Origin of the sequence: Dyadobacter endophyticus (assembly GCF_014641595.1) — a bacterium.
Taxonomy (GTDB): Bacteria; Bacteroidota; Bacteroidia; order Cytophagales; family Spirosomataceae; genus Dyadobacter; species Dyadobacter endophyticus.
Genome location: NZ_BMIA01000001.1, coordinates 1709980 through 1727106, shown reverse-complemented (window position 1 = coordinate 1727106; position 17127 = coordinate 1709980). Strand labels below are relative to the sequence as shown.

The window sequence follows — 17127 nt, the reverse complement described above, 5'->3', positions numbered from 1 at the left end:
ACTTTAAAATATCCTTATCTTGCGGCATTAACAGCACTTGAAAATCAGACAAACTATGGCCGTTGAAGGAAAAATAAAGGCAATCGTAACCGGGACGACGGGTATGGTAGGTGAGGGGGTACTGCTCGAATGTCTGGAAAACCCGGACGTGGAGGCGGTTCTTATTATCAATCGGCGTCCACTCGGAATGGATCACCCGAAGCTTACAGAGATTGTACACAAGGACTTTCACGATATTTCGGCGATAGAGGGCCAGTTGACAGGCTATAATGCCTGCTATTTCTGCCTGGGTGTATCGTCGGTAGGTATGAAGGAGCCGGAATACCGGCGCATCACCTACGATCTGACTCTGCACGTAGCCGAAGTGCTCAGCCGACAAAATCCTAACATGACCTTTTGCTATGTTTCAGGAGCAAGCACAGACAGCACAGAAAAAGGCAGCATTATGTGGGCGAGGGTGAAGGGCAAAACGGAAAATGATTTGCGGAAACTACCTTTCGATCAGGTGTTTGCATTCCGCCCGGGGTTCATGAAAGCTACCGAGGGACAGAAAAACCTGCTTAGCTTGTATAAATACGTCGGCTGGCTGTATCCGATTTTGAAAGCGGTATTCCCTAACAGCGCATCTACGCTGAAACAAGTTGCAAAGGCGATGATCAATGTTACAAAATACGGCTACGACAAGAATATCCTCGAAGTGAAGGATATCAATCTGGTAGGAGACAGGCAATACGTTTGATCACTTCATTTTTTCGTAGGAAAACGCATCGCCTTTAAGAAGTGGATGTTCCCCTTTCAGGCCGTCTTTTTCGGGTTTCAGAACGATATTTTCGACGAAAATTTCTATAATCCAGGGCTCAATGCGGAACTCGAAATAGTTGTCTTCGGACTGCACAGGGAATGAACTGTAACGTTCCGGAGCCAACGTAAAGAACAGGTCGATACCGGTCGTTTTGGTCTTGGGAATTTGAAATATGCCTTCCTGGTTCATTTTGCCATACTTTTCGCCTCCGGGGGTTCGGATCAGGGCTTCGAAAAATGGCAGGATCTGCTGGTTGCTGTCGACGATTTTGACGGTAGTAAAGTCGTCAGAAGCAGCTTTGCTGGCAACTAATGCAAAATCGCGTTCGGGTCTCGGGCGGCTGTTGAGCACAATACTTCCGTTCTGAACCTGCCATTTGCCGTGGCCCTGGCGGTCCATGGCGCCGTAAGAGAAATAAAGCTCGAAAGTGCTGTCGGGTTTAAGCAAAATGGCGGAAGCGGTTTCCATCACGCCCTGCAAATGGTATTCCCCGGGGATGGAATCCGGAGCCTGCGCAGCGGCAATGCGGCCGGTAAGGAGCATTAAGCAGAGGAGGTAGCGTTTTTGCTGCATGTAAGGATAGTTTAAAGTGTATAGCTGAGTTTGCCTTGTGCCGATAAGGACATAAGACTTAGGGAATTTAACTAAAAACGGCCGTTTTATCCACCGGATAATTATTATAAGGCTGAAATACTGAGCTTGTAGAACAACGAAGCCGGACCCATCGCTGGATCCGGCTTCACTTTTTTATCGGCAATCTAAAAGTTAGCAAGTGGCAGTTCGCTGCTCTACCCACTGGATGATTTCATCGGCGCGTTGAATGCCCTGTTGCGCAACGGTGGCGTTCTGCGTCCCGTCGTATCCCATATATAAATGCAGGAGTTCGTATGCGTCCACAAAATTGCCCAACACTTTTTTATCTACTGAGGCGAGTTGCTCTTTGTACCAATTAGCGTCCTTCTGTTTCTTAGTTGTGATTCCAAAGAAGCCATCAAGCGCAACCAGTACGCCTGTATATGCGGCGTGACCGGCCAGTTTGACATACTTCCGATCGGTATACCGATCATTCTCCTTAATAGCTTTTTCTCTCAAAATAGTCCGCGCATTTTCTACATAGCGTTTCGCTTCCAGGACAGGGTTTTTCTCTTTCATAGTGCAGTATTTTTATTTGACTTAAAACAAATTTAGCACTTTCGGACCCCTATTCCAATTCGAGCACTTCTCTCGGTTTCTGCGGTTTACGCCGTTTTTCTGTCCACAAATAGAGCGGTGGAAGGAGTATCGGGGCGAAAAGCAATGTGCTTGTCAAACCGCCGATAATCACGGTCGCCAGCGGACGCTGCACGTCGGAACCGATGCCGGACGAAATAGCGGCGGGTACCAGGCCGATAATGGCCACGACGAGGATGGAAAGCATGGCACGGAGCTGTTCGGAGGAAGCTTCCAGCACATCGTGTTCCAATGAATTTTCGCGGGCTTGCGTCGTGCGGTTCAATGCGGAGACGAGCAGCACGCCGGCCATCACCGAAATCCCGAATATGCTCACGAAACCCACACCGGCCGACACGTTGAAGTAATATCCCCGCATGAGCAATGCCACAATACCGCCTCCCAGGGCAAAAAGAATGCAGCTCATCGTCACCATCGTGTGCGGAAGATTTTTGAACAACATAAAGAGGAACAGGAACACCATCACAATGGTCAGCGGAATGGTGAATGCCAGCTGCTTACCCGCGCGTTCAAGGTTTTCGTACTGGCCGCCGTAGATGATGCTGTAACCTTTTGGCACGTGGACCTGCGCATTGAGTTTTTTCTGCAATTCTTTCACGAAACCACCCTGGTCACGGCCACGGATGTTGGTGCGGACTGTGACCATCCGTTTGCTGCCGTAGCGATAGATATTGGTTTGACCTTCAATGAAATGAATGTCGGCCAGCTGGCTCATGGGGATGAGCGCGCCTGTGAGCGAGGGTACCTGCACGCTCTTGATCGCGTCGATGGAATTCCGGTATTTGGGCAGGAAGCGAATCACAATGTCGTACCGCTTGGTACCGTCGTAAAGCGTGGAAATCGTTTTGCCGCCAATTGCCGCCTCGATCATGTTCTGAATATCGGCGACATTGATCCCGAAGCGAGCGGCTGCCTGCCGGTTGATGTTGATCGCCAGCTGTTCCTGAGGGCCTTCCTGCTCTATATTGACATTGTCGGCACCCGGGGTAGCTTTCACGATTTTCGCAATGGCTTCGGCTTTTTTGCGCATCATATTCAAATCGTCGCCAACAACCGAAACTGCCAGATCTGCCGCGCTGCCGGTTACGATCTCCATTACCTGGTCGATAATGGGCTGGCCGGACGAAAATGCAACGGCCGGGAGTTGGGCTTGCAAGTCTGCTTTAATCTTTTCTACCAGTTCTTTTTTGGAGATTGTTTTACTCCAAAGGTCATAATCCTTCAAACCCACGAGGATTTCGTTTCGGTTCGCAGGAAATGGGTCGGTACCGTCGTCGTTGCGGCCGGTTTGGGTGATCACGAACGATATTTGCGGGTATTTGGCAATGATCTTCCGGATTTTCGGCGCATAGCTCGCGTTTTCCTGGATGGTAATACCCGCCGGGAAGTTGCCACGGAGGAATATCGAGCCTTCATCGAGGGTCGGCAAAAACTCGGTTCCCAGTTTTAACCCGAACAAAACAAGCACGATCACGACACTGAAACCTGCGAGGACAGTGATTTTATAGTTCTTCAAAAAGCCGCCCAATGCTTTGGTATAGGACTTTGTAAGAAAGTCCAGAACAAAGTTCTTATGCTCTTTCATCGGCTTGTCGGGATTAGACAATGCTTTTTTGTAGGCAAAAGAAATGAGTACGGGAATGAACGTCAGCGCGGCCAGCATCGAACCGATCACGGCGAATGCGAGCGTCAGCGCCATTGGTGAGAAAAGCTTGCCTTCCACGCGCGTCATGAGCAGGATAGGCATGTACGCGAGGATGATGATGGTTACTGAGAAGAAGATCTCGCGACCCACTTCCTGGGCGGATAGCAATGTAATTTTGACGATACCCTGCTGTTTTTCCTCGGGGCTGGCAGTCCGGTATTTGCGAATCAAATGTTCGGCCATCACACAGGCACCGTCGACGATGATCCCGAAGTCGATCGCACCGAGCGAAAGCAAGTTCGCCGGAATGCCTGTCAACCGCATTAATATAAACGCAAACAACAAAGAGAACGGAATCGTAAGCGCCACTACCAGTGCGCTCCGGATGCTGCCAAGGAAAAAGATCAGCAGGATTACAACGATTGAAATTCCTTCAAACAGCGTATGCGCGACGGTTTCAAGCGAATGGTCGATCAGAAAGCTGCGATCGTAAAGCGGTTTCAAATGCACGCCTTCGGGCAGTTCGCTCGCTTCGAGGTCGGCGATTCTTTCTTTCAATACCTTCAAAACCTCGCTTGGGTTTTCGTAGCGACGGAGCAGGATAATGCCCTCAACGCCGCTGCTAACGTCCACTTTATCAGCGGTTATGGTGTAACCCATCACCCCGCTTGGAGGAGGAGGGGTGATCTCAACAGTGGCGACATCCCGTACAAATACAGGCACTCCATTGTCAGATTTCAACACAATATTCTGGATATCCAGCTCATTTTTAATGGCCCCAAGTCCCCGAATAGCAAAGCCCTGGCCACCGCGTGCAATCACATTCCCGCCGGTGTTCTGGTTGTTTGCATTGATGGCGTCGATCACATTTTGCATCGACAAGCCGTATTTCACCAGCTTTTCAGGCGAGGTAATGATGTGGAACTGTTTCAATGGACCGCCAAAAGTAGTCACATCGGCAATACCAGGCACTTGCAGCAATGCGGGCTTGATCACCCAATCCTGCAAATCGCGGAGCTGGGTAGGGCTGTAACTCGACGGCGCTTCCACCACGTAGCGGAGGATTTCACCTACCGCAGTCGACAAAGGGGCGAGCTCGGGTGCAACGCCATCCGGCAGCTCAGCTGAAGCAAGCCGTTCGGTAACCTGCTGACGGGCGAAATAATCGTCTGTGCCGTCTTTAAATGTCAACTGCACTACCGACAGTCCGAATATGGTCCGGCTGCGTCTGTCGAGCACGTTCGGGGTGTTTTGCAGGGCTCTTTCAATGGGAACCGTCACTTGCTGTTCCACTTCCTCGGCGGCGCGGCCTGGATATTGGGCTACCACGATCACGTTAGTATCGGCAATATCGGGGTAAGCCTCTATTTTGAGCTGTGTGAAGCACCAGAATCCGGCGCCCATCAGCACTACGCTCACAGCGATCACGACCCATCGGTTGCGAAGGCTGAAAAAAAGCAGGTTCTTGATCATTTTAATTCCACTTGTCTACATGGTTGGTAACTATAAACCCGCTTTTCACCTCTTTACGGAGTAATGTCAATGCGGATTTAACTTTTTCTTCCTCGTCTATAAAGGAAATGACCATGGGTGTTTCGTCGAAACTGAACAGGTCGTTGGGGCGGCTCAGGTGCTTGCCGTCGAAGCCTAGGCGGCCGCGATACACTGTGGCTCCCTGCACTTTCTGTCTAACCAGAAACTGCATAATGTATTCAAATAGCGGTATTTCGTCCTTCCAGTGATCGGCACTGATGAAGATCTGGGCTTGAAGCATATCCGGAGGGGGTTAATAGCCGAACGATAAACCTTTGAGTTGCATGACGCCCTTGGTCACCACATTTTCACCGTCTTTCAGGCCGCTGAATGCCACAATGCGGTCGCCGATTTGGTCGCCGATATTCACTTCGCGGCGCTCGAAAACCTGCGGGGCGGTTTTTAAAAACACATAGTTGCGGCCTTGCACAGTTACCAATGCATCTTTATTGATACTGAGTCTTTTACCTTCGCTCAGGCCGAATGCGACCGTTCCAAACATCCCGGCTTTCAGCTTGCCATTGGAGTTATTAATATTCACGCGCAGCTTGATCATCCGGGTGGTTTGATCCACCAGGTCGGCGATGTCGTCGATGGTACCGGTGAAGTCCTCGTTCGGAAAAGCGGTGAACTGAATGGTGCATTTACCGCCTTTTTTCACCTGGCTGATGTCGCTCTCGGGCACGTCGCAGATGATGTACGCGGTGCCCGCAGGCGCGGTGCGGAGTTGTTTGGGTTCAAAACCGCCTGCTTTGAGCTTCGTTTCGTGTTCGATAATGGCCGAACGCTCGTTGATCAGATTGGTTTCTTCCATCGCCAGAGCAGTCTGTGATTCGAGCAGGTCCTTGCCGGTAGCGGCACCATGTTCCTGCAAGTCCTTAATCCGAGACAGTTCTGTCTTGCGCTGACGGATATTGATATTCTGGATCTGGTTGATCATCGTCAGATGCTGCAAGAGCTGGGTATAATTGCCCGCAAGCTCGGGGTTATCGAATATCACAATGTTGCCCGAAGCCCCCTCATTCGAACGGAGAACGGTAGCGGAAACCTTCGCAGGTGCGGTTACATTCGCCATGAGCGAGGAACTGGATATCTTTTCAGTTTGGAAAAAATTCGCGCTTTCGGCCAGTGGAAACGATATTTTGGTGCCCGAGGCATTCACCACCGGCGAGGAATTGTCCTGTACGGGTTTGTTAGCGGCTTTGTTCTTGCAACCTGCCATCAATGTCATGGCCAGGCAGGTGCAAACGAGTATGTTCTTCATGATTATTGCGCGATTTGATTGATCATTCCGGATGCGTAAAGGAGGTCGATGTAGCTCTGGCGGTACTGCCCGAGGACGTCGTAATACTGCTGCTGCGTATCGAGCCAGCTGCGCTGGGCTTCCAGGAAGTCGATGATTGTCGTCCCGCCACGGAGGTAAGAATATTTAACACTGTTCAGGATTGTTTGGGATTGAGTTAGTAACTGATTGAAATTCTGTAAGTTCTGTCTGTGAGTGATATAGCTTTTATAGGCCGTCATGATTTCCGTCTGTACCTGCGTTTCGGTGGCGCGCAAATCCTGCTCGGCTTGTTGTTTCAGCACCTGCGACTTTTTGATCTCGCCCTGGTTCCTTGAAAAAATGGGTATTTCAATGGTGCCGTACACGCCCATGTAATGCGCCTTGTTCTGCGGGTTGTAGATAAGCCCGAGTTCCGGTACCGGCAATGCGCTCGATTTTTGCAGCTTGATATTCGCGTCGGCCACGTCCATCGTCGATTTGATGGCCTGGATATCGGTACGGTTCTGTAATGCCTGCTCCACGATAGCGTCCATCTGATCTGGGAATGCAAATGCAAACTGGTCGGTCGTGTCGATCCGGATCGAGTCCTGCACGCCCATCAGGAATTTCAGATTGGAAAGCTGATTGCGGTATTCCTGCGATGCCGATTTGAGCTGAATGTCGTACTGGTTCGCGAGCAGTTCGGTGCGTGCGAGGTCGGTGGTGGTGATCACCTGGTTTTTTACACGTAGGCGGTTGATATTGGCCAGCGAATCGATATTGGCCTTCGCTGTGCCCAATAAATCGAGTTGCTTGCGGGCTGCCCAAACATCCAGCCATTTCTGTGCAACTGTCTGAAACAGATGACGTTCCGTGTCTGCATACTGCTTTTGGGTGAGCCTGACATTTTGCTGTGCGAAATTGATCTTGTTCTCTCTCTGTACAGGCAACTGAAAAGGCTTGGTTACCTGCCACCAGATTTGCCGGTTGGCGCCGTTGAGCCACCCGGTGTTCTCGGGGAATTTGGACGACTGCACCAGCTGTAATGACTGGTTGTTCAGTATCACATTGGGGCGGAGCTGCGCGGTAGTAATGTCGGCCTGCGAAATGTCGACATTGAATTGCTCGCGTTTCAGGATGGGGTTATTGGACTTTGCCGTTTGGAGGGCTTGCTGCAAATTGTAGGTTGTCTGAGCCCTTGCAGACGCCATTCCCACCATCACCAGGATGAGAACCCGTTTTAAAACTGGATAGCACATGTTCGTTTAGTTTGAATTACCTGCGGGCAAAGGTTCTCAGCTGTGCTAAAAATGGTATTAAAACTGTTTTATAAAGTCATTAAAATTCGGTTAGAAATAAATTAGAGCGACGCTTTCACGACAGTTTCGGGCACAACCGATATTTGAGGGAAAATAAGTACTTTGCCAATTGTTAAGGAATAATAGTAAAACAGAACTACTATTACAACATCTCTACATGCATTTCATCGTTGCCTTCTTTCTCGTTCAATTTGCCCATTCAGCCATGCAGCACACCGACAAGCTGCCTAAATGGGCCAACTTCTTCAAGTATGCCCGCTTTTACGTGTTGGGCCTGGTGGCGATTTACTACATAGGAAGGCAGCCCGAGATGTTTACCTGGGTTTGGAATCTGTCGCTGCTGGGCTTACTGTGGTTTTTTTACAAGGAGGAGGATTTTCAGCCCATACGCACTACTGTTCAGTCGATTGTCCCGTTTGTGGGCGTATCCATGCTGAGCGACATCATCGAGCTGCTCTTTCCTAAATTTCACAAAAGCTATGACGACATTTTCGGCATGGCTATTTTGTTTGCATGGATTTTCTGCTTCGTGATTTGGTTTTATGCCAGGAAGCAACAGAAGGTTCTGGCACAGGAGCGGCGCGACCGCCTTCGTGACGAGGAGCTCGCGCGAGAACAGAAGCAATCCTTGGAATACCTGGTGGCAGAACGAACGCAGGAGTTGACCCAACAGAAAGAAGAGCTTCAAAAGGCAATCGAAGAACTGAAAGCAACCCAGAATCAATTGATACAGAGCGAAAAAATGGCTTCACTGGGCGAGCTCACGGCGGGTATAGCGCACGAGATACAGAACCCGCTGAATTTTGTAAATAATTTCTCGGAAGTGTCGGTAGAGCTTTGTCAGGAGCTGGAAGAGGAGATCGATAAGACGGGTATCGACGATAATGACAAGGATTATATCAAAGGTATCATCAGCGACCTGAGCCAGAACCAGCAGAAAATCACGCACCACGGTAAACGTGCCGATTCGATCGTGAAGGGAATGCTGCAACATTCGCGGGCGTCGTCGGGCGAGAAGGAGTCCGTGGAGGTGAATGCGCTCGCAGACGAGTATATGCGCCTCGCTTACCACGGCCTGCGCGCGAAAGACAAGGAGTTTAATGCGGCGTTAGTCACCGATTTCGACCCGACGATCGGGACCGTCAATGTGCTGCCACAGGACCTGGGCCGTGTTTTCCTCAACCTGTTTACCAATGCATTCTATGCCGTTGCTGAGAAAAAGCGGAAACTCACCGAGGCAGGCCAACTGGGCGACTACAAGCCGGAGGTTAAAATCAGTACTAAAAAATTCGATAACAAACTATATATCAGGGTTTCAGACAATGGAACGGGCATGCCGGAACACGTGAAAGCAAAGATATTCCAGCCGTTTTTTACAACCAAGCCAACCGGTCAGGGTACCGGTTTAGGACTTTCGATGAGCTACGACATCATTACCAACGGCCACGGAGGCGTGCTCGAAGTGGATAGCTTGGAAGGTGAAAAAACCGAATTCCGCATTACCTTGCCCATCGCCTGATTAACCTTAACCAAACATGAAAATACTGGTTGTAGACGACGAGGAAGACGTTAAATCGCTTTTTGAGCAGAAATTCCGCCGCGAGATCCGCGCCGGGCAGTTCGAGTTTTCGTTCGCATTTTCAGGCGAGGAAGCGCTGGAATACATGCAAAACCATCCTTCGGAAGTAGTCATGATCCTTTCGGACATTAATATGCCCGGAATGAGCGGTATCGAGCTGCTGAAACGCATTCGCACAGATCATCCCTCGGCCCCCCCGCAGGTGATGATGATCACCGCTTACGGCGACGCCGCCAACCACGACCAGGCGATGCAGCTTGGTGCCGACGATTTCCTGACGAAACCCGTCAATTTTAACGAATTGAAAGAGAAACTACTCCTGTTATGAAAGCCAAAATACTCGTAGTGGACGACGAGGCCGACCTGCAACTGCTCATCAAACAAAAGTTCAGGCGACACATCCGCGAACAGCAATATGAATTCGTTTTCGCTGAAAACGGCCTGAAAGCGCTCGAAGTGCTCGTCGAGCATCCCGACGTGGATATGGTGCTGAGCGACATCAATATGCCCGAAATGGACGGGCTGACTTTGCTCGTACGGCTCGGTGAAATGAGTCCGCTGTTGAAATCCGTGATCGTGTCGGCCTACGGCGATATGGACAATATCCGTACGGCCATGAACCGCGGTGCATTCGATTTCCTGACTAAACCGATCGATTTCCGCGATCTGGAAGTCACGATGGAGAAAACGCTTCAATACGTAGCCCAGTTGAAGGAAACATTGAAAGCTGTTCGTGAAAACGATATCCTGAGAATGTATGTGGATGCCTCGGTACTGCAATTCATGACCCAGGAAACCTTCGAAAAGTCGCTCATGACGAGCGAAAATATCGAAGGGACCGTCGTTTTTATGGATATGTGCGGCTTCACAGCTATATCCGAGAAAGAGCAGCCGGATCGCGTCGTGAAGCTCATCAACAAGTATTTTGATGTGATGGTGAAGGAAATCATCGCGCAGGGCGGACACGTCGACAAGTTCATGGGCGACGCCGTCATGGCGGTTTTCCGCGGGGATTACCACCTCGACCGCGCCGTGGAGTCGTCGCTCGCAGTTCGCAACCATATTAACGGCTTCAAGGAAGAATTGTCGGATCAATCCGGTTACCACCCCAAAGTTTCGATAGGGATTAATTCCGGTGAAATGGTGTCGGGTAATATCGGTTCGGCTGCATTGAAGCGGTTGGATTACACGGTGATCGGCGACGTGGTGAATGTGGCTCAGCGACTTCAATCCATTGCCAAACCGGGGCAGGTGGTCGTGCCGGATTCGGCCTATGAAAAGCTCAAAGAAGCATTCCAATGCAGCTTGGTCGGCGAGGTGAACCTCAAAAACAAATCGAACCCCGTGTTGATCTACGAAGTACTCGAATAGCCATGCAAATCGAAAAGGCTGAACAATACGTGCTCGGACAGCTAGAAAACCGGCTCGACCGCACGCTTTTTTATCACGGAATCCACCACACGCTCGATGTTGTGAATGCGTCAGCAGAAATAGCAGCGTCGGAAGGCGTTACCGACGAGGAATCCCTGTTATTGCTTCGTACCGCCGCATTTTACCACGACAGTGGCTTCATGACCGTCTACCAGGGCCATGAGGAAGCGGGTTGCCTGCTCGCGCGGGAGGTCTTGCCCGGTTTTGGCTACACCGAACATCAAACAGAAACAATCTGCGGGATGATTATGGCAACAAAGATCCCGCAAAGCCCCCAAAATGCGCTGGAAATGATCCTTTGCGACGCCGACCTGGATTACCTCGGGCGCGACGATTTCCAGGGCATTGCAGCCACATTATTCGAGGAATTGAAAGCGAGGGATATGGTGGAGGACATTCCTGCGTGGGATGCGGTGCAGGTCAGGTTCCTGGAAGCACATTCCTACTGGACGGCTTCGGAGCAGAAGCGTCGGGATGCCGTCAAGCAACGGCATCTCCAACACCTCAAAAACAAGGCACGCGCCTTATAACTGGCGCATTTTTTCATTCTGCACGCGGATCCGCTGGCATAGGATGCGCAGCACGTTGCGCAGGATCTCGTCGCGTTCTTCCATCAGTTCAAAGAAATCTTCCTGGTCGATGCGGAATACGAGCGTGTCGGTTTCTGCCACAGTAGTTGCCGAGCGTGGCTCTGTATCCAGCAATGCGAGCTCCCCGAAAATCTCTCCCTTATCGAACAATGCAAGCTGTTTCGGACCGTCGTAAATGCCTACCTGGCCGGTGTAAATGATGTACATCGAATCGCCCAGGTCGCCTTTCGCAAATATCTCCTGCCCGTCACTGTAAGTCACCTCTCTCATGATCGGTGCAATGGAGCTGAGGACATTCTCGGGCGTCTGCGCGAAAAGCTGGGTGTTTTTAAGGACAATCACCCTTTCCATTTCGGAAATCTGCTGGGTGGGTTCGGCGTGTTTCATAGGGATTCGAAGCGAGAATTTAAGTTCGGGGCGCCGGGCGAGGATGGCATATTTTTCTTGCACGGCCTCGCGTATCAGGCGTGATGAATGGTGGGAGAGCTTTTCGAGATGTATCAAATCGGCCTCGGCAATGTCGCATTTGCCGACAGCCAGCGCGATGGTCCAGGTTGTGAACGACCGCTCCTCCTGTGACAGGATGGTGGTGATCAGCGACAGGCCCGGATCCATATTGCCCATATACTGACGCAACGCGTCGCGCTTTCTCTGGATCGGTATATTCTCAAACAACGCATGCAGCGATGGGTACAGCATTCGCGGCAAAAAGCTCTCGATCAATTCGAGCGAATTGGCGCGTTTCTCTTTGCCGGCATGGCGGATTCCCTTCCAGGCACTCTGCACAGCCTCCTTGTCGTACTGCATCATGAAGAGGTAGAACAGCCGTTGCGCGGTTAATTCCAACTCATATTCCAGGGCATTGTTCCATACAATATCGTTTTCAGAAGCATCCATTCCGTTGAGCAATTGCCCGGCATGGATGAGCTCTTTTTCCACAAATTCTGGTATAAGTACTTTGTAATCAGCTATTAATGTGTAGTTGCTAAGTGGTTTCAAAGCCGCAATATGGATGAAACTGTCAATATGATTGGTATGGGAATTACTTTCTTTACTTTTAATACTAGTGGTGTTTTCAGTATTAATTAAAAATTTATGCTGGTAAATATTTTTAATAAGGTTAAAAAGTATTTGAAGTATAAATTCATGCCTGCCTTTTTCAGCTGTTTTAATAAACGTCCTGATGCGATCCCCGGCGGTATCCTGCTGCAACCACTCCTCGATAATGCGGATGCCGAGGTCACCGGAATTGATCAGCGCATGGATGGTCGAGGGCGTCAATGTGCCTGTGAGCACGAGACGGAGATCCCGTAAAAGGGCAGGAGAGCCTACGGTCGCCGCTACTTCTATCGCATAGTTGCGCACGCGTTGCGAGCCGTTGTGAATGCAGCTTTTGAGCAGGTTTTCGTACGAATGAATGCCCGTTACTTTCAGGCAGTCGAGCGCTGCGAGCTGGTGGCCTTCCTGCTCCGAGCCGAAAAGTCTTTGCAGGGTTCCGTGTATTAACGGCAATGCTTTTCCTGCCTCCCAGCACCCGATAATGGTGCCTTTTACAATGTCCAGATCCTGGTGTGCGAGGAAACGGGCGAGTTCCTCCTCGGAAAGCCTCCCATTGGCGCAGGCCAGCCGTACGGCCAGCACCTGGCATGTCGCATCAGGTTCGTTTTCGATGTAAGAGATAAATGAACCCGAAAGCTCGGGTTTATCGAGTGCCGAAAGTGTTTGCAAAGTCTTCAACCTTACCTGTACAAAAGGGTTTTTCAAAAGCTCGCCGGCATGTTTGCGGAACAGCGATATTTTGTTTCTTGCCAGCCAGTCGATCGCGTTCAGAACCTCTTCCTTACGGTCGCTTTGCAGGTTTTCGGTGATAATCGGCAATGCCTCGGCAGGGGAGGCCATTTCGCCGCTGCGGATGAAGCGCTTGCTGATCGCCGATTTCAGTTCCTGCATGTAGTGCTGGTAGGTTTTCCGGAACACCAGCAATGCACCGACCGCGAAAAGCAGCGACAGGTCGAATGTGAGGCTGATATCGCTCCAATGCTGCGTGTAGACGATCCAGAGCATAACACCCGCGATAAGCATCCCAAGCGGCTCAAAAAGGCCTTTCGCTAGCGTGTGACCTTTCAAACGGGTTTTGGTGGAAAGCGGTTGGAACAAAACAAGGAAAACCGGGTCGAAAATAGTCCTTCTTACCAGTTCGAAAAGCAAATAAGCAATGCAATAGTAAACCAGCAGCGAAGGCTCGTCTTTGCGGAAATAGGACGATACGAGCAAACCCAGGGAAATGGCGATGGTCGTCAGCGGCAGCAGGTATAATGTGACTTTAATCCCGAATCGCTCCACGGTTTTACTCGAAAACAGCATTTTCACGAACGTCGAGATCACATAAGTGGCCGTGAGCAGCGAACCCACGAAAAAGATCACGTCGTGCTGGCTATGGAATTTGTATTTGACGTTTACAAAAAAATGGTACTCGATCCAGGTCGCGGTGGCCGCAATGGCGACCATGCCTATGCATAGCGAAGTCAGCAGCTTGTTGCCTCCAAAGTATTTCTGGATAATGCGGGAATCGGAATTCGTTTGCCTGGTGCGTGCGTGGTGCGGGTTGGGAATATCGGTATGTCGGAATGTGAGGATCTGCGTGTAGAATGCCAATGCGAAAAAAATCAGCGAGATAACGAGCAGTATTGCCAGTACCGACGGGGAATGGATTAGCACGGCAAGAACCGCACCAAGCGCTTTGGCAGGCATATCGCCCGAGCCGATCACGCTGAACAGCCGCTTGCTTTGACGCACATCGAAAACCAATGCGGATAAGCCCCAGAATTCCAGGTTGATAAGCAGGTAAACGATCCGGTAACCCACCATCACGGCAATGGCGGTGGCTACGCCATGCCCGAGCAGCAACAAACCGATCACGACGATCACCATAAACAATGCCGAAAGCATCGTTCCAAGGCTCAGCTTTTTGAGCAGAAGATGGTGTTCGAAATACTCATAAACTTTTCCCGAGGCCATCACGGCAAGGGCCGCGGCGATGTAGGCGAGCGGCAGCGAGTATTCTGGATGGTTTTCCAGCAGGAGCACATTAGCCGAAACGTAAACCAGCGTGGTACCGACGTTCGTAAAGAAATTATGGAAAAAGAAAAGGATTGTTTGCGGGTTAATGGACTTCGTAAACCGGTTTTGGCTTAAAAATGGGATCATAGAGTTGGAATGCTAGCGTCGCTACTGTAAAATAAACACTTATTATTCCTTTTAAAAACCCGTTTGGGTGAAGGAGGTATTAAATAAGAGCGAACCGGGCCGCCGGGCGGTCGAAACATCATTTGCATAGCGCAAACGGCCTTCGATCGCCGGGCGGCCCCGTACGCTCAGGCTGCCACCATAGGCACATTTGACATAAACTGCGGATCCTCAGCCCCGAATGATCAGCACGGAGGGGGAGTACGAAAGCCACACGCTGTGCGACTCCACCGCTTTGATCCAGCTTTCGAGGCTGATCACCATCAGGTCCTGACTTTGCAGAAAGTCCTTTTCAAGCACGTTTTCGTAAAGCATGGTCACGTTTTCAGGCGATTTTTCCTGCAATGCATCCAAGGCCTCACCGGTTTCGACGTGCTGGCTTACGGTCTGCGACGGGTCCATGATCGTCATTTGCAAGCCGTTTACGACAGAAAGGCGCTCGGCGAATGGGAGCAGGCGGCGGTCCTCCGGCGTGAACAGCGGCATGAAAACATTCTTTACCTGTTCGAGATTTTTTTCGATCAGAATGCCGACGGGCACCTTCACCGATCTGATGATGTGCGTCGTCCGTTCGTCGAAAACATCGGAGTGGAAGAGCTTTTCCTTACCGGTAATGGTATCGAAAAGGCGCTCGCGGCTAACGAATTTGGAAGTGAAACCCAATATTTTCCCCAAAAAAGTACCTTCGAACACCGATTTGCCGATCCCGATCATCAGCATATCGAAATCGCCGTCGTTAGCGGTTTCGATAATATCGTGCTCGATGCTCTGCGATGGTTTGAAGAGCGACGTGAAAGAAGTATTGAGCTCGTGGGCCTCTTCGTTGATCGGTCGGAAGGTTTCGTACTGGTATTCTTCGGTATTGACCTGGTTGAGATAGCTGCTCGGCGAAAGGTGCAATGCGGTAATGTTTTGCTCATCAGGTTGTTTGGAAACCAGTTTGTCGGCCAGGCGAAGCATTTTGCGGCCGCCCTGCGGACTTGCGAATGCAATGAGTACCGAAAAACGCGACGGCTCGTGTATCGGATGGAGGTCGTCTTTCGGTGCGGGGAGGAATTTGTCGATCAGGTCTAGGGCGGGGCCTGTCATACAGGTTGTTGCGAGGGCCATGATCACCATCATTGTGAAGATTTGAGGCGAGAGTACGCCGATGTCGTACCCAATATTGAGCACCACCAGTTCCACCAGTCCGCGGGTGTTCATCAGCGAGCCGATAATAAGACTGTCGCGCCACGACTGCTTCACAAACAATGCCGCTACGGCGCTTCCGACGAACTTACCGATCACCGCCGCCGCGATGATGAGCCCGGTGACATACCAAAGATGCGGATCATTCAGCAGGCCTATCTGGGTTCTTAAACCCGTAAAAACAAAGAAAAGCGGCAATAGCAGCACCAGTGCCACGTCTTCTACTTTCTCAATAAAAATATTGCGGAAACGTTGGTTCGCAGGCATGATCACCCCGGCCATAAACGCCCCGAAAAGCGCGTGAATGCCGATTACCTCGGTGAGATAGGAAGAAACGAGCAGCACGACGAAGAACAGCGCCACTACCGGCTTTGTAAGTCCCTCACGGTAAGCATAGTGGTCGCCAATGCGTTTCAGCATCGGTTTTACCAATTGCAGCATCAGCAATACATATGCAACGGAAAGGATGATCGTATAGATCGCGCTCACAAATTCGCCGGCCTTCACGATTGCGATCACTGCCGCGAGGATGCACCACGCGGTAATATCGTCGGTGGCCGCGCAGGTGATCACCATCATGCCCAGGCGCGTACGGGAGAGCCCGCGCTCCTGCACAATGCGTGCAAGGACCGGAAATGCGGTGATACTTAACGCAATACCTGTGAAAAGGGCGAAGGACAGGAAGTTAATGCCCTCGGGGGCAAAGTCGGTGTAGAGGTATAATGCCAGCCCTACGCCCAACGCAAACGGCAGTATAATGCTGGCGTGGCTGATCACGATCGCTTCCTGCGCCTTGGTTTTCAGCACTTTGAGATCCAGCTCCATGCCGATGATGAACATGAAAAGGATCAGTCCTACCTGGCTGAGAAACTGCAAGTTGCTCAACGAGGTTTTGGGGAAAATGAAAGCGGAAACTTCCGGGTAGAACATCCCGAGCACCGACGGCCCCAGGAAAATACCCGCAGCGATCTCACCGATCACTGTCGGCTGGCCGATGGCTTTGCAAATCCAGCCAAACAGGCGGGCGACGATGATAATGGTGACGATTTGGGCGAGGAGCGTGGCGAGCGGGTGGGTGAGGTTGTGCCCGAAGGTATCGGTGAATTGCTCCCAGGAGGATATACTTTGTGCTTTTTGAGGAATCTGGCCGGCTTTTTCGAGGAATGTGCCCTGTCGGATAAAGAAGTAGAGCAGGGCTGCGAATATTCCGATTGTAATGCAGTAAAAGAGTACGTTGCGAATGTTCTTCATCAGTACATATGAGAGTGAAGCGCGCAAAATACTGAATTAAGGCGAAAGA

Annotated in this window: 13 protein-coding genes; 5 read left to right on the top strand and 8 right to left on the bottom strand. The window is 50.8% G+C overall.

All coding sequences use genetic code 11. The features are described from left to right. Window positions 1-55 precede the first annotated feature (55 nt). Window positions 56-739 carry an NAD-dependent epimerase/dehydratase family protein gene (locus tag IEY24_RS07045; protein ID WP_188929998.1) on the top strand — a complete coding sequence of 228 codons (684 nt, stop codon included), beginning with the start codon at window positions 56-58 and terminating at the stop codon, window positions 737-739. On the opposite strand, the gene IEY24_RS07040 is transcribed toward IEY24_RS07045, so the two are convergent. The 6 genes from IEY24_RS07040 to IEY24_RS07015 form a co-directional block, all read right to left on the bottom strand. Continuing rightward, the gene (locus IEY24_RS07040) at window positions 740-1375 is read right to left on the bottom strand and encodes a hypothetical protein (RefSeq protein ID WP_188929996.1); all 636 of its coding nucleotides are present in this window, start codon (window positions 1373-1375) and stop codon (window positions 740-742) included. Between the two features lie 192 nt (window positions 1376-1567). Then, the gene (locus IEY24_RS07035; RefSeq protein ID WP_188929994.1) at window positions 1568-1954 is read right to left on the bottom strand and encodes a DUF5618 family protein; all 387 of its coding nucleotides are present in this window, start codon (window positions 1952-1954) and stop codon (window positions 1568-1570) included. Window positions 1955-2003: 49 nt separating this feature from the next. Continuing rightward, the gene (locus IEY24_RS07030; protein WP_188929993.1) at window positions 2004-5150 is read right to left on the bottom strand and encodes an efflux RND transporter permease subunit; all 3147 of its coding nucleotides are present in this window, start codon (window positions 5148-5150) and stop codon (window positions 2004-2006) included. A 1-nt stretch (window position 5151) separates the two neighbouring features. Further along, a complete protein-coding gene (locus tag IEY24_RS07025; protein ID WP_188929991.1) occupies window positions 5152-5451 on the bottom strand; it encodes a DUF190 domain-containing protein in 300 nt (99 codons plus the stop codon). Window positions 5452-5463: 12 nt separating this feature from the next. Next, complete coding sequence (locus IEY24_RS07020; RefSeq protein WP_229221550.1) at window positions 5464-6474, bottom strand: efflux RND transporter periplasmic adaptor subunit; 1011 nt, start codon at window positions 6472-6474, stop codon at window positions 5464-5466. 2 nt (window positions 6475-6476) lie between these two features. After that, window positions 6477-7733, bottom strand: coding sequence for a TolC family protein (locus IEY24_RS07015; RefSeq protein ID WP_188929989.1), 1257 nt, complete (start codon window positions 7731-7733; stop codon window positions 6477-6479). A 217-nt stretch (window positions 7734-7950) separates the two neighbouring features. Here IEY24_RS07015 and IEY24_RS07010 point away from each other — a divergent pair, with 217 nt between their 5' ends. Genes IEY24_RS07010 through IEY24_RS06995 form a run of 4 tightly spaced genes read left to right on the top strand, consistent with a single transcriptional unit; the run spans window position 7951 to window position 11333 of the window. Beyond that, on the top strand, window positions 7951-9312 hold the full coding sequence (locus tag IEY24_RS07010; protein ID WP_188929987.1) for a sensor histidine kinase: 1362 nt from the start codon (window positions 7951-7953) through the stop codon (window positions 9310-9312). Window positions 9313-9328: 16 nt separating this feature from the next. Continuing rightward, window positions 9329-9700: a response regulator gene (locus tag IEY24_RS07005; protein ID WP_188929985.1), complete on the top strand. Its 372-nt coding sequence runs from the start codon at window positions 9329-9331 to the stop codon at window positions 9698-9700. Further along, a complete protein-coding gene (locus IEY24_RS07000) occupies window positions 9697-10743 on the top strand; it encodes an adenylate/guanylate cyclase domain-containing protein (RefSeq protein WP_188929983.1) in 1047 nt (348 codons plus the stop codon). Before IEY24_RS07005 ends, IEY24_RS07000 begins: the two co-directional genes overlap by 4 nt. 2 nt (window positions 10744-10745) lie before the next feature. Further along, on the top strand, window positions 10746-11333 hold the full coding sequence (locus IEY24_RS06995; RefSeq protein ID WP_188929981.1) for an HD domain-containing protein: 588 nt from the start codon (window positions 10746-10748) through the stop codon (window positions 11331-11333). On the opposite strand, the gene IEY24_RS06990 is transcribed toward IEY24_RS06995, so the two are convergent. Continuing rightward, window positions 11328-14600 (bottom strand): cyclic nucleotide-binding domain-containing protein, encoded by a 3273-nt coding sequence (locus tag IEY24_RS06990; RefSeq protein WP_188929979.1) that lies wholly within the window; start codon window positions 14598-14600, stop codon window positions 11328-11330. The genes IEY24_RS06995 and IEY24_RS06990 overlap by 6 nt on opposite strands. 210 nt (window positions 14601-14810) lie before the next feature. After that, a complete protein-coding gene (locus IEY24_RS06985; RefSeq protein WP_188929977.1) occupies window positions 14811-17078 on the bottom strand; it encodes a cation:proton antiporter in 2268 nt (755 codons plus the stop codon). Between the last annotated feature and the right edge of the window lie 49 nt (window positions 17079-17127).